This is a genomic window from Burkholderia sp. MS389, assembly GCF_016899425.1.
Lineage (GTDB): Bacteria > Pseudomonadota > Gammaproteobacteria > Burkholderiales > Burkholderiaceae > Burkholderia > Burkholderia sola.
In genome coordinates this window covers 882,008-906,465 of record NZ_CP045996.1, presented here as the reverse complement: position 1 = coordinate 906,465, position 24,458 = coordinate 882,008, and the positions used below count along the sequence as shown (strand labels likewise).

31 protein-coding genes are annotated in these 24,458 nt (G+C 69.7%); 23 read left to right on the top strand and 8 right to left on the bottom strand.

From position 1 onward, the window contains the following. The first annotated feature begins 26 nt into the window (after nt 1-26). The 5 genes from GJG85_RS33725 to GJG85_RS33705 all read left to right on the top strand — a co-directional run bounded on the left by GJG85_RS33725 (nt 27) and on the right by GJG85_RS33705 (nt 3,262). Entirely contained in the window at nt 27-326 is a 300-nt protein-coding gene (locus tag GJG85_RS33725) for a DUF2795 domain-containing protein (protein ID WP_089490329.1), read from the top strand. 65 nt (nt 327-391) lie between these two features. After that, complete coding sequence (locus GJG85_RS33720; RefSeq protein ID WP_050013995.1) at nt 392-958, top strand: hypothetical protein; 567 nt, start codon at nt 392-394, stop codon at nt 956-958. 128 nt (nt 959-1,086) lie between these two features. Next, entirely contained in the window at nt 1,087-1,944 is an 858-nt protein-coding gene (locus GJG85_RS33715) for an SDR family oxidoreductase (protein ID WP_089490330.1), read from the top strand. Nucleotides 1,945-1,977: 33 nt separating this feature from the next. Next, on the top strand, nt 1,978-2,592 hold the full coding sequence (locus GJG85_RS33710) for a DUF4142 domain-containing protein (protein ID WP_204384575.1): 615 nt from the start codon (nt 1,978-1,980) through the stop codon (nt 2,590-2,592). 58 nt (nt 2,593-2,650) lie between these two features. Continuing rightward, entirely contained in the window at nt 2,651-3,262 is a 612-nt protein-coding gene (locus tag GJG85_RS33705) for a hypothetical protein (protein ID WP_069619096.1), read from the top strand. Nucleotides 3,263-3,356: 94 nt separating this feature from the next. On the opposite strand, the gene GJG85_RS33700 is transcribed toward GJG85_RS33705, so the two are convergent. Then, entirely contained in the window at nt 3,357-4,661 is a 1,305-nt protein-coding gene (locus tag GJG85_RS33700) for a divalent metal cation transporter (protein ID WP_204384573.1), read from the bottom strand. Beyond that, nucleotides 4,658-5,347, bottom strand: coding sequence for a UdgX family uracil-DNA binding protein (locus GJG85_RS33695; protein ID WP_204384571.1), 690 nt, complete (start codon nt 5,345-5,347; stop codon nt 4,658-4,660). Before GJG85_RS33695 ends, GJG85_RS33700 begins: the two co-directional genes overlap by 4 nt. A 233-nt stretch (nt 5,348-5,580) precedes the next feature. Here GJG85_RS33695 and GJG85_RS33690 point away from each other — a divergent pair, with 233 nt between their 5' ends. Beyond that, nucleotides 5,581-6,060, top strand: a complete 480-nt coding sequence (locus tag GJG85_RS33690; RefSeq protein ID WP_124631015.1) for a response regulator — start codon at nt 5,581-5,583, stop codon at nt 6,058-6,060. A gap of 130 nt (nt 6,061-6,190) precedes the next feature. Here GJG85_RS33690 and GJG85_RS33685 read toward each other — a convergent pair whose 3' ends face one another. The 3 genes from GJG85_RS33685 to GJG85_RS33675 form a co-directional block, all read right to left on the bottom strand. Then, nucleotides 6,191-6,673, bottom strand: a complete 483-nt coding sequence (locus tag GJG85_RS33685; protein WP_050013988.1) for a PRC-barrel domain-containing protein — start codon at nt 6,671-6,673, stop codon at nt 6,191-6,193. 92 nt (nt 6,674-6,765) lie between these two features. Then, a complete protein-coding gene (locus tag GJG85_RS33680; RefSeq protein ID WP_089490334.1) occupies nt 6,766-7,197 on the bottom strand; it encodes a CBS domain-containing protein in 432 nt (143 codons plus the stop codon). Nucleotides 7,198-7,283: 86 nt separating this feature from the next. Next, entirely contained in the window at nt 7,284-7,538 is a 255-nt protein-coding gene (locus tag GJG85_RS33675) for a hypothetical protein (RefSeq protein ID WP_089490335.1), read from the bottom strand. Nucleotides 7,539-7,705: 167 nt separating this feature from the next. Between GJG85_RS33675 and GJG85_RS33670 the strand changes: the two genes are divergently transcribed. The 12 genes from GJG85_RS33670 to ligD all read left to right on the top strand — a co-directional run bounded on the left by GJG85_RS33670 (nt 7,706) and on the right by ligD (nt 18,439). Next, on the top strand, nt 7,706-8,011 hold the full coding sequence (locus tag GJG85_RS33670; RefSeq protein ID WP_027805702.1) for a hypothetical protein: 306 nt from the start codon (nt 7,706-7,708) through the stop codon (nt 8,009-8,011). Nucleotides 8,012-8,203: 192 nt separating this feature from the next. Then, nucleotides 8,204-8,452, top strand: a complete 249-nt coding sequence (locus tag GJG85_RS33665) for a hypothetical protein (RefSeq protein WP_080334261.1) — start codon at nt 8,204-8,206, stop codon at nt 8,450-8,452. Continuing rightward, nucleotides 8,449-8,760 carry a hypothetical protein gene (locus GJG85_RS33660; RefSeq protein ID WP_050013985.1) on the top strand — a complete coding sequence of 104 codons (312 nt, stop codon included), beginning with the start codon at nt 8,449-8,451 and terminating at the stop codon, nt 8,758-8,760. The genes GJG85_RS33665 and GJG85_RS33660 overlap by 4 nt, the downstream gene beginning before the upstream one ends. A gap of 53 nt (nt 8,761-8,813) precedes the next feature. After that, nucleotides 8,814-9,119, top strand: coding sequence for a hypothetical protein (locus GJG85_RS33655; RefSeq protein WP_089490337.1), 306 nt, complete (start codon nt 8,814-8,816; stop codon nt 9,117-9,119). A 51-nt stretch (nt 9,120-9,170) separates the two neighbouring features. Beyond that, on the top strand, nt 9,171-9,680 hold the full coding sequence (locus GJG85_RS33650) for a ferritin-like domain-containing protein (RefSeq protein WP_089490338.1): 510 nt from the start codon (nt 9,171-9,173) through the stop codon (nt 9,678-9,680). Nucleotides 9,681-9,909: 229 nt separating this feature from the next. After that, the gene (locus tag GJG85_RS33645) at nt 9,910-11,343 is read left to right on the top strand and encodes an RNA polymerase factor sigma-54 (RefSeq protein WP_124555903.1); all 1,434 of its coding nucleotides are present in this window, start codon (nt 9,910-9,912) and stop codon (nt 11,341-11,343) included. A gap of 71 nt (nt 11,344-11,414) precedes the next feature. Next, on the top strand, nt 11,415-11,603 hold the full coding sequence (locus tag GJG85_RS33640; RefSeq protein ID WP_006498333.1) for a DUF3008 family protein: 189 nt from the start codon (nt 11,415-11,417) through the stop codon (nt 11,601-11,603). A 46-nt stretch (nt 11,604-11,649) separates the two neighbouring features. Then, a complete protein-coding gene (locus GJG85_RS33635) occupies nt 11,650-11,811 on the top strand; it encodes a DUF1328 family protein (protein ID WP_006498332.1) in 162 nt (53 codons plus the stop codon). Continuing rightward, nucleotides 11,808-12,194, top strand: coding sequence for a DUF3022 domain-containing protein (locus GJG85_RS33630; RefSeq protein ID WP_050013981.1), 387 nt, complete (start codon nt 11,808-11,810; stop codon nt 12,192-12,194). The genes GJG85_RS33635 and GJG85_RS33630 overlap by 4 nt, the downstream gene beginning before the upstream one ends. A 127-nt stretch (nt 12,195-12,321) precedes the next feature. Then, nucleotides 12,322-14,427 (top strand): catalase HPII, encoded by a 2,106-nt coding sequence (gene katE, locus GJG85_RS33625; protein WP_089490341.1) that lies wholly within the window; start codon nt 12,322-12,324, stop codon nt 14,425-14,427. 112 nt (nt 14,428-14,539) lie between these two features. Further along, nucleotides 14,540-15,571, top strand: a complete 1,032-nt coding sequence (locus GJG85_RS33620) for a Ku protein (protein WP_204384569.1) — start codon at nt 14,540-14,542, stop codon at nt 15,569-15,571. Nucleotides 15,572-15,628: 57 nt separating this feature from the next. Further along, nucleotides 15,629-18,439: a DNA ligase D gene (ligD, locus tag GJG85_RS33615; protein WP_204384567.1), complete on the top strand. Its 2,811-nt coding sequence runs from the start codon at nt 15,629-15,631 to the stop codon at nt 18,437-18,439. 4 nt (nt 18,440-18,443) lie between these two features. On the opposite strand, the gene GJG85_RS33610 is transcribed toward ligD, so the two are convergent. Together GJG85_RS33610 and GJG85_RS33605 are read right to left on the bottom strand one after the other, a co-directional pair. Beyond that, nucleotides 18,444-19,766 (bottom strand): cation:proton antiporter, encoded by a 1,323-nt coding sequence (locus tag GJG85_RS33610; RefSeq protein ID WP_124638205.1) that lies wholly within the window; start codon nt 19,764-19,766, stop codon nt 18,444-18,446. A gap of 42 nt (nt 19,767-19,808) precedes the next feature. Beyond that, the gene (locus GJG85_RS33605) at nt 19,809-20,171 is read right to left on the bottom strand and encodes a DUF3175 domain-containing protein (protein ID WP_050013976.1); all 363 of its coding nucleotides are present in this window, start codon (nt 20,169-20,171) and stop codon (nt 19,809-19,811) included. A gap of 158 nt (nt 20,172-20,329) precedes the next feature. Between GJG85_RS33605 and GJG85_RS33600 the strand changes: the two genes are divergently transcribed. The 5 genes from GJG85_RS33600 to GJG85_RS33580 all read left to right on the top strand — a co-directional run bounded on the left by GJG85_RS33600 (nt 20,330) and on the right by GJG85_RS33580 (nt 22,910). Beyond that, nucleotides 20,330-20,806, top strand: coding sequence for a hypothetical protein (locus GJG85_RS33600; RefSeq protein ID WP_050013975.1), 477 nt, complete (start codon nt 20,330-20,332; stop codon nt 20,804-20,806). 85 nt (nt 20,807-20,891) lie between these two features. Next, nucleotides 20,892-21,257, top strand: coding sequence for a DUF3022 domain-containing protein (locus tag GJG85_RS33595; RefSeq protein WP_050013974.1), 366 nt, complete (start codon nt 20,892-20,894; stop codon nt 21,255-21,257). A gap of 275 nt (nt 21,258-21,532) precedes the next feature. After that, a complete protein-coding gene (locus GJG85_RS33590; protein ID WP_050013973.1) occupies nt 21,533-22,081 on the top strand; it encodes a type 1 glutamine amidotransferase domain-containing protein in 549 nt (182 codons plus the stop codon). A 4-nt stretch (nt 22,082-22,085) separates the two neighbouring features. Then, nucleotides 22,086-22,415 carry a DUF1488 domain-containing protein gene (locus GJG85_RS33585; protein ID WP_050013972.1) on the top strand — a complete coding sequence of 110 codons (330 nt, stop codon included), beginning with the start codon at nt 22,086-22,088 and terminating at the stop codon, nt 22,413-22,415. Nucleotides 22,416-22,682: 267 nt separating this feature from the next. Next, a complete protein-coding gene (locus GJG85_RS33580) occupies nt 22,683-22,910 on the top strand; it encodes a hypothetical protein (RefSeq protein ID WP_089490474.1) in 228 nt (75 codons plus the stop codon). A 22-nt stretch (nt 22,911-22,932) separates the two neighbouring features. Here the strand turns inward: GJG85_RS33580 and GJG85_RS33575 are convergent, their stop codons facing one another. Further along, nucleotides 22,933-24,180 (bottom strand): phosphatidylserine decarboxylase family protein, encoded by a 1,248-nt coding sequence (locus tag GJG85_RS33575; protein WP_204384566.1) that lies wholly within the window; start codon nt 24,178-24,180, stop codon nt 22,933-22,935. Nucleotides 24,181-24,458: the final 278 nt, after the last annotated feature.

Sequence of the window (24,458 nt, the reverse complement as noted above, 5' to 3'; positions counted from 1 at the left end):
TTCGTTCATTTTCCAAGGAGGCTTTCATGACATCCCGACAACATACGGGCCACGAATACAGCCACTCGCGCGCGCACGAAGGCGAGCGCACGCAGCAGGACCACGACAAGGGCGGCCATCAGTCCGGCCACGGCAAGCCGCCGAGCCCGGTCGACGTGCAGAAGGCGCTGAAGGGGATGGACTATCCGGCGAGCAAGTCGGACGTCGTGCAGTGCGCGGAACGCTCGCATGCGGACCGCGAGGTGCTCGACATGCTGCGCCAGATTCCCGAGCGCGAATACGACACGCCGGCATCGGTATCGAAGGAACTCGGGCGGCTGATGTAAGCGTCGCCCCGTCGCGCCGCGTGCGTGCGTGCGCGCGCGGCGCACCCATCATGAGGAGCACGACCATGGCGATGATCGTCGCAGGCCGTTTCACGACGTTCGATGAAGCGGAAGGTGGGGCGCGTCACCTCTACGAGCGCGCATTCGGGCCCGACGACGTGTCGATCTTCTTCCTGAACCCCGGCGGCCAGCACGCGCGCTTCCCGATCGGCGGCGACGTGTACGCCGACACGGCGGCGAAGCCGGGCGGGCGCGGCGCGATGGTCGGCGCGATGCGTGGGCTGCTGATCGGCGTCGTGATCGGATTGATCGTGTATGCGCTCGGCCTGCGCTACTGGTTCGTGCCGGCCGCCGCCGCGCTGGCCGGCGCGTATCTCGGCGCATTCGGCGGCGCGCTCGGCCGGATGCGCGGCGAGCAGGCCGAAGGCAAGGGCACGCTCGCGCAGAGCGAAACGGGCGTGATCCTCGCTGCGCGCGTGACGCCCGACACCGCAACGGCCGCCGAAGACGTGCTGCGCGCGACCGGCGCGAAGTCGATCGAGCGCGTCGAAGGCGACTGGCGGGACGGCGAATGGCGCGATTTCGATCCGGTACGCCGACCCGACGAAGCCGCGTCCCGCGTCCCGCGCTGAATACGCCCTTTTTTCCAAACGCTTGCAACGCCAACCGCCACCCCGCGGCCGCCGCGTGCGCGCCGGCGTGCGCGGCACGTGGCACGCCGCTTGCGCCGCATCGGCGGCATCCGTTCAAGGAGGAATCCATGACCACCGCACAGACTCCACCGCCGCAGAAACAGGCGCAGCAGCCGGGCACCGAACGCGACATGCAGCCGAAGCCGCGCGACGAAGCGGCCGACTACGTCGGCAGCGGCAAGCTCGCGGGCAAGGTTGCGCTGGTGACGGGCGGCGACAGCGGGATCGGCCGCGCCGTCGCGATCGGTTTCGCGAAGGAGGGCGCGGACGTCGCGATCGTCTACCTGAAGGAATCCGACGACGCCGCGCATACGAAGCGGTTGATCGAGCAGGCCGGCCGGCGCTGCGAGGCGATCGCCTGCGACGTCGGCGATCGCAAGCAGGCGCGCGACGCGGTCGCGCGCACGGTCGAGCGGCTCGGCCGGCTCGACGTGCTCGTCAACAATGCGGGCGAGCAGCATCCGCAGCCGGGCATCGAGGACGTGTCCGAGGAGCAGCTCGAACGCACGTTCCGCACGAACGTGTACGGGATGTTCTTCTGCACGCAGGCCGCGCTGCCGCACATGAAGCAGGGCGGCCGCATCGTCAACACCGCGTCGGTCACCGCGTATCACGGCAGCCCGAAACTGCCCGACTACTCGGCGACCAAGGGCGCGATCGTCGCATTCACGCGGTCGCTGTCGATCAAGCTGGCCGAACGCGACATCCGCGTGAACGCGGTCGCGCCGGGGCCGATCTGGACGCCGCTGATTCCGTCGACGTTCACGCCCGAGCAGGTCGCGAAATTCGGCTCGAACGTGCCGCTCAAGCGGCCGGGCCAGCCGGACGAACTGATCGACTGCTACGTGCTGCTCGCGTCGGAAGGCGCGAGTTACATGACCGGGCAGACACTGCATCCGAACGGCGGCTCGATCGTCGGCGGCTGATGGCCGTTTCCACGCAAGCACAAGGAGAAAGCAATGAGACAACCCCACTGGACGATCGCGGCGTTCGCCGCCGGCGTGCTCGCCGTATCGGGGCTCGCCCGCGCGCAGATGCCGAGCGAGCCGCCCGCGTCGAATTCGCACGTGCCGGGCGGCGTGATCAACCCGTCGTCGGGCGCGGGCGGCGCAGGCGACCCCGGCATCGCCAAAGCGCCGAAGGGCGTCGACGCGGAGTTCGTCGACAAGGCCGCGATGGCCGGCAAGGCGGAAGTGCAGGCGAGCCAGCTCGCGCTGAAGCAGGCGCAGTCGGCGGACGTGCGGGCATTCGCGAAACGGATGGTCGCGGATCACGGCAAGGCGAACGCGAAGCTCACCGAACTCGCCGCGCGCAAGGGCATGAAGCCGCAGGTCGACCAGATCTCGGATCCGGACGTCGAGGCGCTGCGCGGCAAGCGCGGGCACGACTTCGACACCGCGTATCTCGCGGCGGCCGGCCCCGACGCGCACAAGAAGGCGGTCGCGTTGTTCGAGGACGAAGCGCGCGACGGCAAGGACGCGCAGCTGCGCGCGTTCGCGAAGTCCACGCTGCCGACGCTCAGGCATCACCTGAGCATGGCGCAGACGCTCGCACGCAAGGTGGGCGCGCAATAACGCGCGCCCGGTTCCACCCTGGGCCGCACGTGCGGCCCGCTTTTTCGGAGAAGCAGTCATGGCCCAACGGCAATCGAAGCACGAAGGTATCCTCGAACTGCTCTGCCAGGCATACGAAACCGAGCTTGGCGGCGCGAAGATCTACGAGGCCGCGCTCCAGTGCGCGACCGACGAGGACCTGCACAAGGAATGGGAGAAGTACCATCGCGAGACGATGCATCACCAGGAGGTGCTGCGCAAGGTATTCGACACGCTCGGCCTCGATCCCGATGCGCAATCGCCGGGGCGCGCCGCGGTGGCGGCGACCGGCGAGTCGCTGGTGCGGGTGATCGAGCAGGCGAAGAAGCAGGCCGATCCGGCCGTCGCGCAGGTCGTCGCGGCCGAGTGCGTGGTGCTGGCCGAAACCAAGGACCACCTGAACTGGGAGCTGATCGGCTATGCGGCCGACCAACTGCCCGACAGCGACGCGGCGAAGGCGCTGAAGGCCGCGCACGACGAGGTGGAGGCCGACGAGGATCATCACCTGTATCACACGCGGGGCTGGGCGCGCGAGATGTGGATCGAGTCGATGGGCTTCAAGGCGGTGCTGCCGCCGCCGGAGGAAGTGAAGAAGGTGGAGTCCGCCGCCGATGCGGCGCGTGCCGAGCGTTCGCGCGGCAAGATGATGTAATGCCCAGGCGGGCGGTGTCGCGCGGCGCGGCCGCCCGCCTGCAGGCCAATCAGGTTGCGTACGCAACCGTCTGCACGCCCCCCGCTGCGATTCATCACGTCAGCACGTCGACGATCATCGTCATCACCGACACCGCCATCAGCGCGACCGCCAGCCAGCCCAGCAGTTTCGATACCGGGCCGCTGCCGGGCTGGCCGGCCGCATCGCGCTTCTGCGACAGCAGCATCACGAACACGAGCATCGGCACCGCCGCGACGCCGTTGAGCACGGCGCTCCAGTACAACGCGCGGATCGGGTCGATCGGGCTGAAGCAGATCGCGATGCCGACGATCACGCACAGCGCCAGCACCGTGTAGAACGCGGGCGCGCGCCGCACCGGCTCGTTCAGCCCTTCGCGGAACCGCCACGCTTCCGCGCAACCGTAGGCGGCGCTGCCCGCGAATGCCGGAATCGCGAGCAGCCCGCAGCCGACGATGCCGAACGCGAACACCAGGAACGCGGCTTCGCCGGCGATCGGCCGCAGCGCCTCGGCGGCCTGCGCGGTGCTGCCGATGTCGTGCCGGCCGTGCGCGAAGAACACGGCCGCGCCGATCACCATGATGCAGAACGACACCGCGTTGGTGACGATCATGCCGCTCCACGTATCGAACGTGACGCGCTGCTCGGTCTCGCGGCGCGCGCCCGGTGCGCACGACGCATCGCCGTTGCGGCGCTCCGCCTGGGTTTCCTCGACCTCGAGCGCGGCCTGCCACACGAACAGATAGGGGCTCAGCGTCGTGCCGAGCACCGCGACCGCGGTCGTCGCATAGTCGTGCGTGAACGAAATGTGCGGCAGCGCGATCGCATGCAGCAGGTTGCTCCAGTCGACGTGCACGAAGCCGAGTTCGATCACGTACGCGAGCAGGCCGAGCGTCATCCATTTGAGCCAGCGCGCGTAGCGTTCATACGACAGCAGCACCTGCAGCGCGAGCGACGCCAGGCCGTAGAGCGACGCATACCAGTAGCTGCGGCCGCCGACGACGAGCGCCGTCGCATCGCCCATCGCCGCGAGATCGGCGCCGACGTTCACGACGTTGACGATCACGACCATCACGATCAGCGTTTTCGCGAGGCGATCGGAGAAGTGTTCGCGGATGCCGGCCACGAGCCCTTCGCGATTGCGTCGCCCGATGAACGCCGCCGCGAGTTGCACGGCGACCATCATCGGCAGCGTGACGACGATCATCCACAGCATGTTGAAACCGAACTGGCTGCCGGCCTGCGCGTAGACGGCGACGTTGCTCGGATCGGCGTCGGACGCGCCCGCGAGCAGGCCGGGGCCGAGCCGCCGATACCACGGTTTCGCGGCGGTCGGCGGCGCGTCGACTGCCGGCCGCGCGTCTTCGTCCAGTCCGCTCATCCGGCGTCCCCGTGCGACGGGCGAGCGCCGCCGTGCCGCCGCTCGCGTGCGAGGCGCGACGCGGTGCGCAACGCATCGACCAGCGTGCGGTACGCGTGTTCGCGGGAATCGGCGCCGCGCGTGCGCAGCACGTACGACGGGTGATAGGTCGCGACGACGAGCCGGCCGTCGGCGGCGCGTACCGGGGCGCGCGTGCGCTCCAGCGTCGCGTCGTTGTCCTGCAGCACCGCGCGCAGCGCCGTCGCGCCGAGCGCGACCACCACGCGCGGCTGGATGGCTTCGAGCTCGCGCTCGAGCCAGTAATGGCACGCGGCCACTTCGCGCTGCGCCGGCGTCTTGTGCAGCCGCCGCTTGCCGCGCGGTTCCCATTTGAAATGCTTGACCGCGTTCGTCAGGTAGACGTGCGAGCGTTCGATCCCCGCTTCGTCGAGTGCGCGGTCGAGCATGCGGCCGGCCGCGCCGACGAACGGCAGGCCCGTGCGGTCCTCCTGGTCGCCCGGCTGTTCGCCGACCAGCATGATCGGCGCGTCGACGGGGCCGGCACCCGGCACCGGTTGCGTCGCGTGTTCCCACAGCGCGCAGCGGCGGCACGCGTCGAGCGTGGACGGCGCATCGTCGTCGGTCGCCGTCGCCGTCGGTTTCGGCGTCGACGTCGACTTCGGACGGTCGGGTGCCTTGCGGGTCATGCGGCGCCTCCGGCGCAGGCCGAAACAGCGGCGCGCCGCGATCGCGCGGAACATGCCGGCGCGCGCGCGGTCGCACGCGCAGAGGGACGCAAACCGGACGCTTGAAGCCGCATCGCGCGCATGAAGGACTCCTGGGTCGACGATGCGAAAGATGCAGCAACCGGCATGCCGCATGCAGTCGGTATGGGCGCGCGCCTTGCGGGGCAAGCCGGTCCAACGACAGGAGAAGCACGATGCAACCCGACCCCGGCGACGATCCGGCCGCCGACGACGTGCTGCTGTGGCGCGCACCCGACAGCGTGCCGCGCCGTCCGCGCCGCGTGCTGGTCGTCGACGACTATCGCGATGCGGCGGATGCGCTGCGCCTGCTGCTGGAGGCGCGCGGCTTCGAGTGCCGCGTCGCCGACGATCCGTTCGCCGTGTGCGACGTCGCGCGCGACTGGCAGCCATTCGCGGTCGTGCTCGACATCGCGATGCCGGGCCTCGACGGGTTGCAGCTCGCGGCGCTGCTACGGCGCGATCCGCGAACGTCGGACATGCTGCTGGTCGCGTGCAGCGGGCTCGCGTCGCGGCGCGATTGCGAGCAGGCGAAGGAAGCCGGCTTCGACGCGCACTGCGCGAAGCCGCTGACGCCGCACCGGCTGCTGGGCTACCTCGAATCGGCGAGCGGCGGCGCCGTGACGCCGGACGAGGACGTTACACGCTCCTTGTAAAAAGGCTGGCGGGTGCCGGACGCGCCGCCCGCGCCGCGGCGCGAGGACAAAAAAACGCCCCGCGCGAGCGGGGCGTGTCGAATGAATGCGGAACGCAGGCGCCGGCGAACAGACGCGCGTCACGGGACGGTCAGTGACGGCCGCGCGTGCGCGGATCGTCGAGGTCCTCGGTCGGGTCGGTCAGCCCGAGTTCGTCGCCGGCGCTCCAATACGGCGTGCTCCCGTAGAACTCGTGCAGCGGCTCGGCCCATTGCGGGTCGGCCATCGCCGGCCAGTGGTCCTTGTCGAACCCCGGCGCATTGCGAATCCGCTCGGACGAAACCGACAGCAGGAAGCACTTGCGTTCGGTGTCGAGCGTCAGCGCGCTCCACGGGATCGCGTGCAGCTTGTCGCCGATGCCGAGGATGCCGCCGCTCGACAGCACCGCGTACGCGATGCGGCCCGAGCGCACGTCGAGCATGATGTCCTTGATCTTGCCGACATCGTCGCCGTCGGTCGTGTAGACCTTGTCGCCTTCCAGCGTATCGGCCGCCATCACGTCGGGGCCGGGGCCGGCCGCCGTCGCGGCGCCCTTGCCGATGATGCGGGTCTGACCTTGATCGGAAGTCTGCATGGTTTCCTCCTGGCTGCGTGGGGCGCGACCGTGCCCGGGGGGCGGGCCCTGCGGGTCGCGCGGGTTGTCGAGGCGAAGCGGGAATCGCTCCGTCACGTCTGCTTCGGTTGCGACACGCCTTCCAGCGTGTTCGCGACGTCGTCGCGCGCGGGGCTGGCCGTGCGCGTCGCGATGTCGGCGAGCGACAGCATGCCGACCAGTCGCTTGTCGTGATCGACGACGGGCAGCCGGCGCAGTTGCGCGTCGGCCATGTAGTGCTGGATCTCGTCCAGCGGATCGTCGTCGAAGCACCATTCGATCGGGCCGGATGCGACCTCGTGGATTCGCGTCTCCGGCGGCTTGCCGGCCGAGATCGCGCGCACTGCGAGGTCGCGGTCCGTCACCATCCCGATCAGCCGGTTGTTGTCGCACACGGGCAGCGCGCCGATGTCGTAGCGCTCCATCAGTTGGGCGGCGTGACGGATCGAGTCGGTCGGGGCGATCCGCACGACGTCCTGCGACATGATTTCGTTGACGCGATGCATGAAATTCTCCTTGCGGGTGTTGAAGCAATGTGCCGATGCGCTGTTGCGATCCAGCAAACCGCGTGCCGTGCACGCGGCTCGTCTCGTCACTTGTCGTCGCGTTTGCGCTTGTCCTCCCACGGCCCGCCGTCGTGCGTGCCGGGCGGCGTGTCGGGCTCGATGCGCGTGACGCCGCCGGTCGCGGGCGGATCGCTGGCCGGAAACGTGTCCTCGAGCTGCTTGTCGATATGGCGCTCCGAATGGCGCGTGCGCGTGTGGTCCTGGTCCTTCAGCGGGGGGTGCGGGTCGGGCTGCCGCTCGCGCGCCGGTGCGTCTTGGCCGTGCCGGGTCGAATCCTTCATGGCGGTGCTCCGTATGGGTGACGAGGAGCCGCCTCTGGCGCAACCGGCGTTCCCGCTCCGCACGCACGGCACGCGACTTGCCGCTGCGACAGCGACGACCACGACGACGACCATGACGACACGGCGCAACAGGGTGCCTGCTGCGCGCACATCGAGCGGGAGGCACGATGACGATTCCGAAACGACGACCAGGGGTGCGCTACGAAATCAATGTATGCGGCGGCGGATTCGATTCGGTGAAAAGCCATTTCGATACGTGGAAACACGAACCGCTGATCTACCGGCCCGAGCGCCGGATGTTCGAAGGCAAGGCCGACGTGCGGCCGCTCGGCGACGAGACGTTCGGCGCGACCGAACCCGCGCGCTTCGCGCTGCAGCGCGCGTGCGAGCCGTCGGATCCGTATGCGCTTGCTGCGCGCGTGCGCGACGACGGCCGCGAGCTGTGGCTCGTGATGGCCGCGTACGACGCGTAGCGGCGTGCTTGCAAGATTTGCAGCGAGCGGTGTAGCGAAGGCACGGCGCGGCGCGCCGGCCCGCGCGACTGCGTATCGATCCCCGCCGGCCCCCCGCGTGCGGCCACCCGAACGGATGGCACGCGGCTTGCGGATCTCCGGTACACGGCGCGTCGCGCCGATCCCGACCCGAACTCCGCAACGAGGGAATGAATGCCGATGACACACGAATCTGCGCAGTGGCTGCAACGGCCCGAACCGCCGTTGCCCGACATCGAGCCGGACCCCGCGCCGCCCGATCCCGACGACGTGCCGCCAGGCATGCCCGAACCGTACCGGGAACCGGAGGGCGATCCGCCGGGGCATGCGCCGCCGGAACGCGATCCGCCGTCGCCGGAGCCCCCGGTGCGTGCACGGCCGGCGGGCGCGATGCCGCCGAGACGAAGGGAGGGACTGCAATGAGCATCCGCGTGAAACCCGGCATGCTGCGCGACCTCGCCGAAACGCTCGGCCGCCATTTCGAGGCGCGCGCGATGCCGTTCCACGTCGAGGAGCACCCGGCCGGCGCATTGCATATCGGCTTTCGCGTCGACGGCCATCCGGCGTCGCTGACCGTGACGTTCGACGCCGATGCGTTCGCCGCGCTCGAACGGGCCGACATCGACCGGCAACGCGGCTCGCTCACGCGCGTCGCGGCCGAATTCGACACGATGATGGCGCGCCGCGCACCGACCGCGTACGCGGGCGATTTCCATTTCAACCGGCTCTGAGCCGTGCCGCCACGGTGTAGCCCGGAGCCGTCGATTCCAGGGAGGAGGACTCGATGAACACGATCCAGACGATAGCCTGTGCGTTCGCCGCGGCGTGCGCGCTGGGCGCATGCACGCAACCGGCCAGCGGCCCGTACGGCACGCATGCGGCGCCGCCCGCGCCGCCCGACGGGCGCGGCGCGCAGTCGACCACGACGATGCCGGACGCGAACACGCGCTACGACACGCGTCCGTCGCCGGGCAACACGATGCCGCCGGGCACGACCGTCGACGTACCGGCAGACGTGCCGCCGCCGGGCCCGAACGGCACGCAGAGCGACCGGCCGCTGCCGGGCACGCCGCCGCCGATGCAGTACTGACGACACGACGCGTCACGGCATGCCGCACCGCGATGCGGCCGGAGGAACGCGATGGCGAATCAGCATGAGCACCTGGAGGACTGGCTGCGCGATGCGTACGCGATGGAGCGCCAGGCCGAGACGATGATCGATGCGCAGATGAAGCGGGTCGACCACTATCCGCAACTGCAGGACCGGCTGCGGCTGCATCTCGACGCCACGCTCGGCCAGCAGGCGCTCGTCGAAGCGTGCCTGATGCGGCTCGGCACGTCGCCGTCGGCGACCAAGGATCTCGCCGCGCGCGTCGCCGCGTACGGGCAGGTCGCGAGCGGCATGCTCGCGGACGACGAAGTCGTGAAGACGGCGCTCGCCGCTTACGCGTTCTCGCAGCTCGAGATCGCCGCCTACACGGCGCTCGTCGCGGCCGCGCAAGCTGCGGGCGAAGACGAAATCCGCGCGTGTTGCGAGCGGATCCTGCAGCAGGAGCGCGACATGGCTGCGTGGCTGCTGCGCCATCTGCCCGAGTTGACGACCGCGTTTCTCGACCGTTCGGCGGTCGACCGCATCGACGCGAAACGATAGCCGCGCGGCCGCCGAGCCGCTTCCGGCGTGCGTCGTCTCCCGCGAGCGAAATACGTGCCCCCTAACTTGCCCCCGGCTTGTAAAAAAGCGGCTCTCGCACGCGGCGAAACGGGGCGCGAACCGGCGAGAGCCGCGTCGCAGCGCGCTTCGCGCGACTGGCATGGAAGCTGCATGACGTCCGGGAGAAGACATACCGCGAACCCGCGAACCCCACGTCAGGAGGCTTTCGATGCCCGTCTCGCTTGCGCTGCAGATGCGACAGCATCTGGCACTTACGCCGAGGCTCCAGCAGTCGCTGCGACTGCTTCAGTTGTCCTCGCTCGAGTTTCAACAGGAATTGCGCCAGGCGCTCGACATGAACCCGTTTCTGGAAGACGGCCAGAGCGACGACGAAACCGCTGCGGCGACCCCCGAGCAGCCGCCCGAAGCGGCGGCGCCCGACGCGGCGCCCGAGCGCGACGACATCCGGCCGCCGGACGGCGAGGTGCCGTTTACGGCCGCGCCCGCGCCGCGCGGCACGAGCCGTCAGGGCGACGACGCGGACGGCCTGTCGCCGGGCGAATGGATGGCCGCCGAGCCGTCGCTGCATCAGCAGCTGCACGATGCGCTGCGACTCTATCCGCTCAACCGGCGCGACCGCGAAGCCGCGCGCCTCGTGATCGATGCGCTGGACGACGACGGCTATCTGCGTCAGGAGCTGGCCGAACTGCTGGTCGCCGCCGATCCGGCCTTGCTGCTGTCGGAGCAGGATCTGGCGGTCGCGCTGCGGCTCGTGCAGATGCTCGACCGGCCGGGCATCGCGGCCCGCTCGTTGTCCGAGTGCCTGGTGCTGCAGCTCGACGCGATTCCGGCCGGCACGCCGGCGCTCGCGGAAGCGAAGGCGATCGCACGCGAGCATCTGGAGCGGCTCGCGCGTCGCGAGACGGCCGAGATCCAGCGGCGCCTCGGCTGCAACGCGCACACGCTGCAGGCGGCCTGCGCGCTGGTGCGCGGGCTCGATCCGCGCCCCGGCAATCACTACGGCAGCACGCGCGGCGACTACGTGGTGCCCGACGTGATCGTGCGCCAGGTGCGCGACGAATGGATCGTGACGATCAATCCAGCCGTGCTGCCGCGCGCCCGCTTGCACGAGCGCTATGCGACGCTGTTCGCGCAGTCGAGCGGCGAACGCGATTCGCCGCTCGGCCAGCAGTTGCAGGAAGCGCGCTGGCTGATCCGCAACGTGCAGAAGCGCTTCGACACGATCCAGCGCGTGGGCGAATGCATCGTCGCGCGTCAGCGCGATTTCTTCCGCTACGGCGAGATCGCGATGAAGCCGCTCGTGCTGCGCGACATCGCGGAAGAGCTCGACCTGCACGAATCGACCGTCTCCCGCGCGACCGGCAACAAGTACATGGCCACGCCGCACGGCACGTTCGAGTTCAAGCATTTCTTCCCGCGCAAGCTCGAGGCGGCCGGCAAGGGCGTGTGTTCGGCGTCGGCCGCGAAGGTGCTGATCCGCGACATGATCGCGGCCGAGCGGCATACCGACCCGCTGTCCGACGTCGCGCTCGCGGAGAACCTCGCGGGCCGCGGCATTCTTCTTGCGCGTCGCACGGTGACCAAGTATCGCCAGGCGATGAAGATTCCGCCGGCCGACCTGCGGCGTCGCGACGCCGCGTGACGGCCTCATTGTTCCAACCCGCGCGTGCCGCGCGTCGCGTCGGCTCGCGCGCCAACGAGAGGAGCGCAACCATGCCAGCCAAATCCCAGGCTCAGCAGCGCGCCGCCGGGGCCGCGCTGTCGGCCAAGCGCGGTGACACGAAAATGAAGGACCTGAAGCCGCCGTCGAAATCGATGGCCAAGTCGATGAGCGAGAAGGAGCTCGAGAAAATGGCTTCCACACCCACGCACGGTAAACCGAAACACAAGCACGATGCGTGATCGGCGCCGACGTTTAGTGACGACTGCAGTCATCCAGGAGGGTTCCATGCTTCGATACGCCATCATCTTCTTCGTCATCGCGATCATTGCCGCCGTGTTCGGCTTCGGCGGCATCGCGGCCGGTGCGGCCGAGATCGCGAAGATCCTGTTCTACATCTTCGTCGTGATCTTCCTGGTCACGTTGCTGCTGGGCGTCGTGCGACGATGAACGTGATGCCCGACCGGTCGCAGCGCGTCGCGGAACTCGAGCACGCGTTCGCGATCGGTTTTCCGTCGCAGTCGACCGTCGTCGTGCATGCGGACGACGCGTCCGGGCGGCTGACGATCCACGTGTCGTGGGTGCGCGTGCCGTCCGACGAGGACGCGCGCGAATGGCGCTGCACGGTCGACATCCGGTTCGACGCGGACGTGATCGACCGCTACGCGACGCTCGACACGGCCGACCGGCTGCGCGTGCGCACGCAGCTGTGCGACCGTGCGCGGCGCGCGGTGGACGAGCACAAGCCGCGCGTCGAGGACGCCGCGATCGAATGCAACGTCGCGCTCGACGTGACGGCCGCGGAATTCGACGCGGCGCTGCGCGCGCCCTGACGCCGCCACCGGCCCGCGGCCGTTCGCGGCACGCCGGGCCGGCTTTCCCTGCCGTTCGCACGCGCGCGCCGCGGCGCGGCGCCGTGCGGCAGCGGCTTCCTACCGAATTCCAAGAGGATACCTGACGATGACGACTCCCCCATCCGCCGGCAAGACGCCCCCGACGCAACCGCACGACAGCGCGAAGTCGCGTCAGCTCGACGAGCACCGTGCGCGGCCCGACGGCGAGGCGCTGCGGACCAACCAGGGCGTGCGGATCGCCGATAACCAGAACACGCTGCGCGGCGGCGCGCGCGGGCCGTCGCTGCTCGAAGACTTCATCATGCGCGAAAAGATCACGCATTTCGATCACGAGCGCATTCCGGAGCGGGTGGTGCATGCGCGCGGCTCGGCCGCGCATGGCGTGTTCCGCGTGTACGAACCGATGGCCGACTACACGAAGGCCGCGTTCCTGCAGGACCCGGCCGCCGAAACGCCGGTCTACGTGCGCTTCTCGACCGTGCAGGGGCCGCGCGGCTCGTCCGACACCGTGCGCGACGTGCGCGGCTTTGCGGTGAAGTTCTATACCGAGGAAGGCAACTACGACCTCGTCGGCAACAACATGCCGGTGTTCTTCATCCAGGACGCGATCAAGTTTCCCGACTTCGTGCATGCGGTGAAGCCCGAGGCGCCGAACGAGATGCCGACCGGCGCGTCCGCGCACGACACCTTTTGGGATTTCGTGTCGCTGGTGCCGGAAACGACGCACATGGTGCTGTGGCTGATGTCGGACCGTGCGCTGCCCGCGAGCTATCGCGCGATGGACGGCTTCGGCGTGCACACGTTCCGCTTCGTGAACGCGGCCGGCGTCGAGCGTTTCGTGAAATTCCACTGGAGGCCCGTGAGCGGCGCGTATTCGCTGCTGTGGGACGAGGCGCAGCGGATCGCCGGCCACGATCCGGATTTCAACCGGCGCGACCTGTGGACCGCGATCGAGCGCGGCGACTATCCGGCGTTCGAACTCGGCGTGCAGATGATCGACCCGGCCGATGCGGACAAATTCGACTTCGACCTGCTGGACCCGACCAAGCTCGTGCCGGAAGAGCTCGTGCCGGTGCGGCCGATCGGCCGGATGACGCTGAATCGCAACCCCGACAACTTTTTCGCGGAGACCGAGCAGGTCGCGTTTCACCCGGGCCACGTGGTGCCGGGGATCGATTTCACGAACGACCCGCTGCTGCAGGGGCGGCTGTTCTCGTACACGGACACGCAACTGAGCCGGCTCGGCGGTCCGAACTTCCACGAGATTCCGATCAACCGGCCGGTGTGCCCGTTCGCGAACAACCAGCGCGACGCGATGCATCGGCAGACGATCAACGTCGGGCAGGCGTCGTACGAGCCGAATTCGACGAGCGGCGGCTGGCCGCGCGAGACGCCGCCGGCGCCGTCCGGCGGCGGGTTCGAGACCGTGCCCGAGCCGCTCGAAGGCCACAAGGTGCGCGTGCGCAGCGAATCGTTTGCCGACCATTTCTCGCAGGCCGCGCTGTTCTACCAGAGCATGACCGACATCGAGCAGCGGCATATCCGCGACGCGTACTGCTTCGAGCTCGGCAAGGTGACGCAGCCGCACATTCGCGAGCGCGTGGTCAACGAGATCATCGCGCGCTTCGACGCGGGGCTCGCCGCGCAGGTCGCCGAACGGCTCGGACTGCCTGCGCCGCAGGCGGGCGCGACGCCGGTCGTCGCGCAGCGTTCGCCGGCGCTGAGCCTGATCGGCCGCGCGAAGCCCGGCATCCGCTCGCGCAAGATCGCGCTGATCGCGACGCCCGGCGTGAATCAGGTGCTGGTCGAGCAGGTGCGCGACGCGTTGCTCGCCGCGCACGCGGTGCCGACGATCGTCGCGCCGACGCTCGCGCCGATCGGCGGCATCGTGCCGGAGGCGACACTGGTCGGCATGCCGTCGGTGATGTTCGACGCGGTATTCGTGTGCGGCGGCGACGGCGATGGCCGCGATCTCGCGCATAGCGCCGAGGCCCGCCATTTCGTGCGCGAGGCGTTCAAGCACCTGAAGCCGATCGCGGCCGTCGGCTCGGGGCGGCAACTGCTCAGCGCCGCGCACCTGCCGGACCCGGCCGAGGGCGTGTGCGTCGGGCAGCCCGTCGATATGGACAAGGTCCTGAACACGCTGTCGGATCACCTCGGCCAGCATCGCGTCTGGGCGCGCGAACAGCAGGCGGCGGAGCTGCCGGCATAGGGCCGAAAGCGGCCAGAAGCGGCCGAAAGCGGCCAGAAGCGGCCGACAGCGGTTTGCGCCGTACCGCGCGCCTGCCTTCGGGCGGGCGCGCATTCGGCAAGGAGGAACACGCATGGCACCGCGGATGATATGGAAAGGCGCGATCAGCTTCGGGCTCGTGCACGTGCCCGTGCAGCTGTTTCCGGCGACGCGCACCGTGAAGCCGTCGTTCCGGATGCTCGACAAGCGCTCGATGGACCCGATCGGCTATCGGCAGATCAACAAGCGCACCGGCAAGGAAGTCACGCGCGAGGACATCGTGCGCGGCTACGAGTACGAGAAGGAGCGCTACGTCGTGCTCACCGACGACGAGATCCGCGCGGCGAATCCGGAATCGACGCAGACCGTCGACATCCTGACCTTCGTCGACGAGGACGCCGTGTCGTTCCTCTATCTCGACACGCCGTACTACCTGGTGCCGGACCGCAAGGGCGAGAAGGTCTATACGCTGCTGCGCGACGCGCTGAAGGACAGCGGCAAGATCGGCATCGCGCTCGTGGTGATGCGCGACCGCCAGCATCTGGGCGCGCTGATTCCGGTCGGGCCGATACTCGCGCTCGATACGCTGCGCTGGCAGGAAGAACTGCGGCCGCTCGACGAACTGTCGGTGCCGGCCGGCGACGCGAAGGGCGCGGGCGTCACCGCGCGCGAGCTCGGGATGGCGAAGAAGCTGATCGACGACATGTCCGGCACCTGGACGCCCGACGAATATCACGACACGTTTCGCGACGACATCCTCGAACTGGTCGAGCGCAAGGTGCGTGCGGGCAAGATCGAGGAGATCGAGGATCGGCCCGCGCAGACCGGCCGCGCGGCGAGCAACGTCGTCGATCTCACCGAGTTGCTGAAGCGCAGCCTGAAGGGCGGCGCCGGTGCGCGGGCGGCGGATCTGCGTGGAGCGCGCGACGAAGGGGAGGACGAGGCGTCATCGTCATCGTCGCGGGGCGGCGCGCGCCGCAAGCCGCCTTCGAAATCCGCATCGAAAGGCACGACGACGAAAACCGCGGCAACCCAAACCGCGGCGAAGAAGACCGCCGCGAAACGCGGCGCCGCGAGCGACCATGCGGCGAAGAAGACCGCCGCGCGCCGCAAGCACGCGGCGTGACGCCGATCACGCCGACTCCGATTTCGATTTCGACTCCGATTCCGACGAGGTGACGCGATGGCCGGCAAGCTCGATCCGTATCGCCGCAAGCGCCATTTCGGCGCAACGCCCGAGCCCGAAGGCGCGCACGGGAAGCGGCGCACGAAGGCCGATGCGAAGGGCGACACGAAAGCGGGCACGAAGCCGAAGGCGAAGCCTGCCGCGCGCGCAAGCCATCCGCTGCGCTTCGTGATCCAGGAGCACCACGCGCGCCGGCTGCACTACGACTTCCGGCTCGAACTCGACGGCACGCTGAAGTCGTGGGCCGTGCCGAAGGGGCCGAGCTTCGATCCGCAGGTGAAGCGGCTCGCGGTGCACGTCGAGGACCATCCGCTCGAATACGCGTCGTTCGAAGGCGAGATTCCGGCCGGGCATTACGGTGCGGGGTCGGTCGTCGTCTGGGACGAGGGCACGTGGACGCCGGACGGCGGCGTTGCGCGGGCACGCGAAGGCTATCGGGCCGGCAAGCTGTCGTTCCGGCTCGACGGCGAGAAGCTGCACGGCGGCTGGGCGCTCGTGCGCAGCGGGCGGCAGGAAGGGCGCCAGGAGCAGTGGCTGCTGATCAAGGAGCGCGACGACGACGCCCGCAGCGCCGATGAATTCGACGTCGTCGGCGAGCGGCCGGGGAGTGTGCACGCCGGCGCGTCGAACGGCGCGGCGCGCAAGCGCGCGGCTCGGCGCGGTCGATCGACGGGTGACGCCGGCGATGGACATGACGCGCGCCACGCCAGTGACGCCAGCCATGAAAGCCACGAAAGCCCCCGCCCCGCCGATCCGTCGCAGGTCGAAGGCGCGGTGCGTGCGCCGCTGCCGGAGCGCGTCGGCCCGCAACTCGCGACGCTGGTCGACGCGCCGCCGACCCACGGCGGCTGGTGCTACGAACTGAAGTTCGACGGCTATCGGATCCTCGCGCGCATCGCGGGGAAGGGCGCTCGCCGGCGCGTCACGCTGACGACGCGCGAAGGCCGCGACTGGACCGCGAAGCTGCGCGCGCAGCGCGACGCGCTCGCGGCGCTCGACGTCGACGACGCATGGCTCGACGGCGAGGCCGTCGTGCTCGGCGAGAACGGCTTGCCCGATTTCCAGGCGCTGCAGAACGCGTTCGGCGCGGACCGCTCGGACACGGTCACCTTCTTCGTATTCGATCTGCCTTATCTCGACGGCTACGACCTGCGCGACGCGCGGCTCACCGCGCGTCGCGCGCTGCTCGAACCGCTGCTCGCGAACAGCGACCCGGCGCGCGTGCGCTTTTCGCCCGATCTCGGCGAGGACGTCGCGTCGCTGATCGCGAGCGCGTGCGACACCGGCCTCGAAGGGCTGATCGGCAAGCGTGCGGACTCGCGCTACCGCGCCGGTCGTTCGCCTGCGTGGATCAAGCTCAAATGCCGACGTCGGCAGGAGTTCGTGATCGGCGGCTTTACGGAGCCGTCCGGCAGCCGGCACGGCTTCGGCGCGCTGCTGCTCGGCGTGCACGAACCGGCGCCGGCCGGCAAGCGGCGGCGCGGGCCGACGCCGCTGCGCTACGTCGGCCGCGTCGGCACCGGCTTCGACGCGCGGATGCTCGACCGTCTCGCCGCGATCCTGCGCAAGCACGAACGCGACACGATGCCGTTCGATGCGCCGCCGCGCGAACGCACGCGCACGCGCGTGCACTGGGTCGAGCCGACGCTCGTCGCCGAATGCGAATTCGCGGAATGGACCGGCGACGGGATCGTGCGACAGGCCGCGTTCATCGCGCTGCGCGACGACAAGCCGGCGGAGCAGATCGTCCGCGAAATGCCGAAACACACGGAAACGGAGGTGACGATGGATCAACGCCAGACCCCGCACGACGACACACGCAAGCGCGCATCGCCTGCCGCTCGCGACACCGCCGATCGCAAGCGCCCGTCACGTTCTCGTGCAGCCGCCCGCGCCGAAGGCGACGCGTCCGGCCCCGACACGCTCGGCCGCGTGCGCATCACGCATCCCGAGCGCGTGCTCGACCCGCAAAGCGGCACGCGCAAGATCGATCTCGCGCGTTACTGGCAGTGGGTCGCGCCGTGGCTGCTCGCCGACCTGAAAGGCCGGCCCGTATCGCTCGTGCGCGCGCCGGGCGACATCGCCGGCGAGCTGTTCTTCCAGAAGCACGCGGAGCGCCGCGAGATCCCGTTCGTCACGCAGCACGAAGGGCTCGATCCCGGCCACGGGCCGCTGCTGTCGATCGACAGCGTCGATGCGCTGCTCGGCGCCGCGCAGATGGGCACGGTCGAGCTGCACACGTGGAACGCGCACGCGTCGAACATCGAGCGGCCGGACCGCATCGTGTTCGACCTCGATCCCGACCCGGCGCTGCCGTGGCGCACGATGATCGACGCCGCGCAACTCGTGCGCGGGCTGCTCGACGAACTGGGGCTCGTGTCGTTCTGCAAGACGAGCGGCGGCAAGGGGCTGCACGTCGTCGTGCCGCTCACGCGGCATGCGGGCTGGGACGACGTGAAGGACTTTTCGCGCGCGGTCGCGCAGCACGTCGCCGGCACGCTGCCCGACCGTTTCACCGCGACGATGGGGCCGCGCCACCGGCGCGGCAAGATCTTCGTCGACTATCTGCGCAACGGGCGCGGCGCGAGCACGATCGCCGCGTATTCGGTGCGGGCGCGGCCCGGCATGGGCGTGTCGGTGCCGCTCGACTGGGACGAGGTACCCGACACGACGGGCGGCGCGCAATGGACGATCGATACGCTGCACGAGCGGCTGGACACGCTGAAGCGCGACCCGTGGGAAGGCTATGCGAGGACGCGCCAGCGCATCACCGCGGCGATGCGGGCGCGGCTCGACGCCGGTGCGTGAAGCGTCAGCGCCGATGCTGCTGCAGCCGGTAATACCAGTTCATCAGCGGCGTCGCGGAGATCCCGTGCGCGACCACCGAAGCCGATACCACGGCCAGCACCGGCGCCGCGAGGGGGCGCACCACGTCGGACGGCCCGTGCTCGAGCGCGAACAGCAGGTAGTAGAACGAACCGATCCCGCGGATGCCGAACCACGCCATCAGCCGCCGCTGCGCATGCGTCGCGCGCGAGCCGGTGAGCGTGACCAGCACCGCGAGCGGACGCACGGCGACGAACAGCGCGGCGGCCAGCGCGATGGCGCCCCACGTGAGCAGCGGGCCGGGCAACGTCGCGAGCACGCTGCCGATCATCGTCATCACGATCGCTTCGGCGATCCGTTCGAGCTCGATCGTGAAGCCGAGCACCGATTCGGCCATGAACGCATGCGCTTTGTCCGGATGCTTCTCGGTGGCGACCACGTCTTCCGAGTCGATCTGGCCGATCACTTCGCGCGGTGGCCGGTCGCCGCTCGCGCGATGCTCGACCCACCGCATCGCGACGCCGGCCGCGAACGTCGCAATGAAGCCGAACGTGTGCGCGAGCTGCGCGGCGCCGAACGACAGCACGATCAGCGCGAGCGCGAAGAAGCCTTCGAGGCCGAGCGCCTGGCCGTGGCGCGTGCGCAGCCACCCGATCGTCTTCGTCGTGACCCAGCCGAGCCCGCCGCCGATCGCGGCCGCACCGGCGATGCCCCACAGCGCGACGAGCGCGAACGTGCCGGACAGCGGCGGGATGCCGTGCGTGGCGCCCGGTGCGCCGCACAGCGCGAGCCCCGCGAGCGCGAACGGCAGCGCGATGCCGTCGTTCATCCCGCCTTCGCCGGACAACGCGAAGCGCACCAGGTCGCGATCGCCCGGATCGTGCACCTGCACGTCGTGCGCGAGCACCGGGTCGGTCGGCGCGAGGATCGCCGCGAGCAGCAGCGCGGGGCCCCAGCCGAGGGCCAGCGCGAGCACCGCGCATGCGGCGAGCAGCGGCACGGTGACGATCATCGCGAGCAGCCCGAGACGGCACGGCACGAGCCACAGCTTGTCGGACAGCGGCACGCGCAGCCGCAGCCCGATCGCGAACAGCGACACCAGCAGCGCGACTTCGACGATCTCGCGCAGCAGTGGCCCGTCGCGTTCGAGGTCGAGATGCAGCAGGCCGGCGCCGGCCGGGCCGAGCGCGACGCCGAGCACCAGGTAAATCATGGCCGAGCTGCATGGCAGGTGGCGCAGCGCCGACGTCACGACGCCCATGCCGAGCAGCACGGCGCCGATGATCAGGTACCAGAGGGTTTCGTGCATGCGTGTGAATCGCAGGGAGGGAGACGGGCGGCGCGCCAGCCGTCACGGCTTGCGGCCGAAGGCTTCGCGCAGTTTCCGCTTCGCGCGTTCGAGCGTCGTACGGCGCGTCTTCGGCAGGTTGCGGCCCGCGCGGTTCACGTAGAAGTTCAGCATCGACATCGCCGACTGGAACGGCGACGCCTTGCGGCGACGGCTGTGCTCGGCCGAGTGCTTCAGCGACGCCGCGATCGCGGCCGGATCGTCGGATTTGAAGATGTCGGGCTCGATGTCGAGCGCATCGCTTTTTTGCGTGACTTCGCCGGACCAGCGCTTGCGGTGGGCCGGGTCGGCGCTGCGCGCGCGGCCCGGGCGACGCGTGTGGCGCTTGCCGTGCGCATGGGAAGCAGAGGCGGAAGCGGAAGGCATCAGGCAGGGGCTCCGTATGAGATGACAGAAAGGTCGTGTGGACAGAGGCGCCGCAAATCCCGTGCCGCGGCGCGAGCGCGGCCAGTGACGGCATGGGCCTTGCTGAGACGTCGGAGCAGGAATTTCCATCACGCGATCACCCATAGGGAGAAAACGCCATGAAATCAGCATTCGAATCGAAGTTTGTCGCACGGCGCGTGCTGGCCGGCGCGGCCGTCGCGATCGTCGCGGCGGCGCCGCCCGCGTGGGCGCAGAATTCGCAGCGCTCGGACGAGGGCACTGGCGCGCCGAATCCGTCGATGGACATGTCGACGCCGAGCGCCAACGGCAATACGGCCGCGCCGCCTCCGCCGGCGGGTACGCAACGGCATGGCGCGAAGCACGGGATGCGTTCGCATAGCGGGGCGGCCGGCCATGTGAAGCCGGGCGGCGGCCCGAACGGCGCGGGCCAGGGCGGTAGCGGCGCCGCGGGCGGCGGTGTCGGCGGCGGCTCTGGCGGCGCCGGCGGGTCGGGCGGTATGGGCGGCTCGGGTGGAACGAGCGGCACGGGCGCCGGCAACGGCGGTTCGGCCGGCTCGACGGGCACGGGCGGCGGCGGGGCCGGCGGCACGGGCGGCGGGTCCAGCGGTTATTGACGGTGTCGTGCCGGCGCGGCCGGCACGGCGCGATGGCGGCGCGGTTTCCCGGGACGGGCGCACCGCCACCACGCAGGAGGACATCATGCAATCGAATTCCCGGATTTTCCTGGAGCACGACGAGATCGACGGCGAGGCAAGCGACATGGACGATCTCGACACGACGGTCCACGTGGACGTCGAAACGGGCAGGGTCATGTTCCACGCAGCGTGGGCGAACGCCGTCGAGGCGCCGCCCGAGGCGGCCCGGCATTCGGTCGTGCTCGCGCTCGAATGCTCGACGATGGAACGCTACGCGGATCTCGACGAAGGCGCGCGGATGCGCGTGCACGCGATGCTGCACGACGCCGTGCAGCAGACGCTCGAGCAATTGCCCGATACCGGCGAAAACCTGACGCTGACGGTGGAGCTGACCGACGCGATGCTCGACGCCGCCCGTCATCTGCAGTAATCGCATCGGATCGACGTGCGGCGTCGCCGCGGCGTTGCGTTACATCCCGTTGAAATCTTTGCAGCCGGGCGCGGCGACGTACAGCGGCCGATCCCGCCCGTTCGCGGGTGGCCGCCATCGATGGCGGGTCGTTCCCCTTTGTGCCGCGCTACGCACGGCGTGACGACGCACATGGGCAGCGGCTTCCGCGGCCGGAACGGCGATTGCTGCGCGACAGGCAACGGCACGACATGTGCCGACCTATCTCTATCCCCATCCCATCCACGGAGGCATTCATGAGCGGCAGGCTGGATCATTGCAAGGTAGCGATTCTTGCGGTCGACGGCTTCGAGGAAGCCGAGCTCGTCGAACCGCAGCGCGCGCTTGCGGCCGAAGGCGCGCAGGTGGACGTGATTTCGCAGCAGCGCGGCGAGATCCAGGGTTTCCGGCACGTCGACAAGGGCGAGCGCGTGAAGGTCGACCGCACGTTCGACGATGCGCGCGAAGGCGACTACGACGCGGTCGTGCTGCCGGGCGGCGTCATCAACGGCGATGCGATCCGGATGGTGCCGGCCGCGCGCGAATTCGTGACGGCGGCCGTCGGCGCCGGCAAGCCGATCGCCGCGATCTGCCACGGCGGCTGGCTGCTGGTATCGGCCGGGCTCGTCGAAGGCAAGACGATGACGAGCTGGCCGAGCCTGCAGGACGACATCCGTCACGCGGGCGGCAAGTGGGTGGACGAGGAAGTCGTGCGCGACGGCAACCTGATCACGAGCCGCAAGCCGGCCGATCTGCCCGCGTTCAACGGCGCGCTGATCGAGCGCCTCGCGTCGCGGAGGGCCTGAGCCGATGCCGGCCGATTCCCCACGCCGCGTGACGCTGACCGACGAACCGCCCACGTTCGACGGCGCGGCGCTGCAGTTGCGCTTCGTCGTCGACGTCGACGGGGTGCCGCACGCCTGCGCGATTACGGTGGAGGCGCTGGAAGATCATTTCGGCGCGCGCTCCGCGCTGGAGGCCGATTTGCGCGACGCGTTCGAGCGCGGTCGTGCGCGTATCGAAGCCGCGTGCGCGGACGTGCTGGCGAGCGGCAACCACGACGTGGTGCTGCACAGCGGGTATTTCCGTGCGCCGGCCGGGCGTGCGCGGGCTGGGTTGTTTGGCCCGCGGGGGTCGTGAGCGGCGGCGCAGTCCCCAGGTGTTGCGCCCGCTTTTACGCCGTCCGCGTGCGGCCCGCCGCCCTTACATGCCGTTGAAAACTTTGCAGCGGCTCGAACGCGCCGTGCGGTGCCGCATCGCGCGGCGCGCGCATCGCACGGCCACCACTCGAATAACACCGATTGGCACGTTCCCTGCATGCCCGTAACGTCGCCAGCGCACGATTCGCGCCGCTGCCGATGCGACGCCGGTGTCGCGTCGCGCATCGCCGCCAACGGGGAAACGAGCATGCTGACCGCACACGAATTTGCCGCGCTGTTCCTGGCGCATCACGCGCCGGAACAGATCCAGATCGACCGCGACGACATCGTCGCGCTCGTCGAACGACACCTGATCGTGATGGAGCGCGACGCTGCGTCCGGCCAACACCGGCCCGCGCTGACTGCCGACGGCCTGTCGGTCCTGCGCTGCGTGCAGCGGCAGGACGGGGCCCGGTTCGACGCCACGGAAGCGTGACGCACCGGGCCGCGCGCGGCGCTCACCGCGCGATCGCGACGGGCGCATTGACCTGCACGACCGGCGGCTGGCCTTCGAACGGCGGCGCGTACAGGAAGCGGTCGATCACGCCGGCCTCGAACAGCAGACAGTAGGTCGAGCCGCCGAACTGGAAATAGCCGATCTCGTCGCCCTTGTCGACGCGCTGCCCCGGCATGACCTCGATCACGCACGACGACACGTCGCCCATCCCGACGAACACGGCAGCCACCGTGCCGATGCCGGGATCGTCGCTCGAGATCGCGACCACCGCGCGCGCGGCGACCGCCGTCATGTAGCCCTGCGAGTCGTTGAGCCCGGCCGGGTCCGGGCCTTCCGCTTCGGCGACCGAGTAATAGGTGCCGTCTACGCGATACGCGTGGGTGACTACCCCACGCACCGGCGCATGCCAGCGGTGGTAGTTGTACGCGCTGAGGTAGGCCTGGTAGACGTCGCCGCCGACGAAGCGCTCGGCGAGCGACAGCCACGCGGGCGTGAAGAGGTCGCGCAGCGAGTACGGCTGCGACTTGATCCAGAACGTGTCGCGCAGCTTCACGTTCGTTTCGGTGTGATACGGCGACGCTTCGCACGCGCTGACGATCACGTGCGGATCGTCGGGCGCCGCGACGGGCCGCGCGCCGTCGCGAAAGCGCCGCGTGAAGAAGTCGTTCCACGAATCGAAGCCCCAGTGCGGCTGGTCTTCGCGATACTGGAACTGCGACAGCCCGAGGCGCTTGCGCGCTTCGTCGCAGAACCAGCCGTCGGGCGGCGACGTGTCGAGATGCGCGCGCGAATGCGGGCCGCCGAGGAAGTCGCACCACGCATTCAATACGCGCTTCAACTGCGCATTGACCGACGCGTCGCGAAACACCGCGTGACCCGACGGCATGCACATCGGCCAGTCGAAGAACGCATTCAGCGGGCACACGATCAGGCTTTCCTCGCTGAACGGCGGCGTGTAGGTCATCAGATGGTCGAGCACCGTCATCAGCTCGCCGATCGATGCGTAGCCGAGCCGGTATCCCGCTTCGAGCGCTTCGTCGATCGCGCGCGTCAGGCTCATGCGCAGCACCGCGTTGTCGTCGAACAGCCGCGCGAGTTCCTGGACGGCCGGCGTGCGCAGCCGGTCGCCGGCATGCGCGCGCGCTTCGTTCGCCATTTTTTCGCGGAACGCGGCCATGTGCGATTCCTCGGTGGCCATCCATCCGCCGAGGCGGCGGCGTGTGGCGGGCGGCGCGTTGCGATTCGTCATCGTCACCTCCGTAATGGTTAGGGGGCGAAGCGATGGAGCAAGACGCTTGCCCGGCGCGCGGCACCGAAATTGCTGCGTTCGGGCGACCGGTTTTTTCGATGACTCAGGAGAGAAAAATGGATACGGCTTCGAACGCACGACAGACGAACGATGCGGGATCGACGGACGAGCGTCGCCGCGACGGCCAGCGGACCGTGACGCCGACGCGGGTGCGCGCACGACCGCATGCGGCGGCCCCGCGCGACGGCGCGCGGCGCGGTGAGCGCGGTGGCGGTCGT

Excerpts from the sequence above, each read along its gene's own strand:
- GJG85_RS33725 (WP_089490329.1), top strand. The coding sequence starts at position 27 with ATGACATCCCGACAACATACGGGCCACGAATACAGCCACTCGCGCGCG.
- GJG85_RS33720 (WP_050013995.1), top strand. The coding sequence starts at position 392 with ATGGCGATGATCGTCGCAGGCCGTTTCACGACGTTCGATGAAGCGGAA.
- GJG85_RS33715 (WP_089490330.1), top strand. The coding sequence starts at position 1,087 with ATGACCACCGCACAGACTCCACCGCCGCAGAAACAGGCGCAGCAGCCG.
- GJG85_RS33710 (WP_204384575.1), top strand. The coding sequence starts at position 1,978 with ATGAGACAACCCCACTGGACGATCGCGGCGTTCGCCGCCGGCGTGCTC.
- GJG85_RS33705 (WP_069619096.1), top strand. The coding sequence starts at position 2,651 with ATGGCCCAACGGCAATCGAAGCACGAAGGTATCCTCGAACTGCTCTGC.
- GJG85_RS33700 (WP_204384573.1), bottom strand. The coding sequence starts at position 4,661 with ATGAGCGGACTGGACGAAGACGCGCGGCCGGCAGTCGACGCGCCGCCG.
- GJG85_RS33695 (WP_204384571.1), bottom strand. The coding sequence starts at position 5,347 with ATGACCCGCAAGGCACCCGACCGTCCGAAGTCGACGTCGACGCCGAAA.
- GJG85_RS33690 (WP_124631015.1), top strand. The coding sequence starts at position 5,581 with ATGCAACCCGACCCCGGCGACGATCCGGCCGCCGACGACGTGCTGCTG.
- GJG85_RS33685 (WP_050013988.1), bottom strand. The coding sequence starts at position 6,673 with ATGCAGACTTCCGATCAAGGTCAGACCCGCATCATCGGCAAGGGCGCC.
- GJG85_RS33680 (WP_089490334.1), bottom strand. The coding sequence starts at position 7,197 with ATGCATCGCGTCAACGAAATCATGTCGCAGGACGTCGTGCGGATCGCC.
- GJG85_RS33675 (WP_089490335.1), bottom strand. The coding sequence starts at position 7,538 with ATGAAGGATTCGACCCGGCACGGCCAAGACGCACCGGCGCGCGAGCGG.
- GJG85_RS33670 (WP_027805702.1), top strand. The coding sequence starts at position 7,706 with ATGACGATTCCGAAACGACGACCAGGGGTGCGCTACGAAATCAATGTA.
- GJG85_RS33665 (WP_080334261.1), top strand. The coding sequence starts at position 8,204 with ATGCCGATGACACACGAATCTGCGCAGTGGCTGCAACGGCCCGAACCG.
- GJG85_RS33660 (WP_050013985.1), top strand. The coding sequence starts at position 8,449 with ATGAGCATCCGCGTGAAACCCGGCATGCTGCGCGACCTCGCCGAAACG.
- GJG85_RS33655 (WP_089490337.1), top strand. The coding sequence starts at position 8,814 with ATGAACACGATCCAGACGATAGCCTGTGCGTTCGCCGCGGCGTGCGCG.
- GJG85_RS33650 (WP_089490338.1), top strand. The coding sequence starts at position 9,171 with ATGGCGAATCAGCATGAGCACCTGGAGGACTGGCTGCGCGATGCGTAC.
- GJG85_RS33645 (WP_124555903.1), top strand. The coding sequence starts at position 9,910 with ATGCCCGTCTCGCTTGCGCTGCAGATGCGACAGCATCTGGCACTTACG.
- GJG85_RS33640 (WP_006498333.1), top strand. The coding sequence starts at position 11,415 with ATGCCAGCCAAATCCCAGGCTCAGCAGCGCGCCGCCGGGGCCGCGCTG.
- GJG85_RS33635 (WP_006498332.1), top strand. The coding sequence starts at position 11,650 with ATGCTTCGATACGCCATCATCTTCTTCGTCATCGCGATCATTGCCGCC.
- GJG85_RS33630 (WP_050013981.1), top strand. The coding sequence starts at position 11,808 with ATGAACGTGATGCCCGACCGGTCGCAGCGCGTCGCGGAACTCGAGCAC.
- katE (WP_089490341.1), top strand. The coding sequence starts at position 12,322 with ATGACGACTCCCCCATCCGCCGGCAAGACGCCCCCGACGCAACCGCAC.
- GJG85_RS33620 (WP_204384569.1), top strand. The coding sequence starts at position 14,540 with ATGGCACCGCGGATGATATGGAAAGGCGCGATCAGCTTCGGGCTCGTG.
- ligD (WP_204384567.1), top strand. The coding sequence starts at position 15,629 with ATGGCCGGCAAGCTCGATCCGTATCGCCGCAAGCGCCATTTCGGCGCA.
- GJG85_RS33610 (WP_124638205.1), bottom strand. The coding sequence starts at position 19,766 with ATGCACGAAACCCTCTGGTACCTGATCATCGGCGCCGTGCTGCTCGGC.
- GJG85_RS33605 (WP_050013976.1), bottom strand. The coding sequence starts at position 20,171 with ATGCCTTCCGCTTCCGCCTCTGCTTCCCATGCGCACGGCAAGCGCCAC.
- GJG85_RS33600 (WP_050013975.1), top strand. The coding sequence starts at position 20,330 with ATGAAATCAGCATTCGAATCGAAGTTTGTCGCACGGCGCGTGCTGGCC.
- GJG85_RS33595 (WP_050013974.1), top strand. The coding sequence starts at position 20,892 with ATGCAATCGAATTCCCGGATTTTCCTGGAGCACGACGAGATCGACGGC.
- GJG85_RS33590 (WP_050013973.1), top strand. The coding sequence starts at position 21,533 with ATGAGCGGCAGGCTGGATCATTGCAAGGTAGCGATTCTTGCGGTCGAC.
- GJG85_RS33585 (WP_050013972.1), top strand. The coding sequence starts at position 22,086 with ATGCCGGCCGATTCCCCACGCCGCGTGACGCTGACCGACGAACCGCCC.
- GJG85_RS33580 (WP_089490474.1), top strand. The coding sequence starts at position 22,683 with ATGCTGACCGCACACGAATTTGCCGCGCTGTTCCTGGCGCATCACGCG.
- GJG85_RS33575 (WP_204384566.1), bottom strand. The coding sequence starts at position 24,180 with ATGACGAATCGCAACGCGCCGCCCGCCACACGCCGCCGCCTCGGCGGA.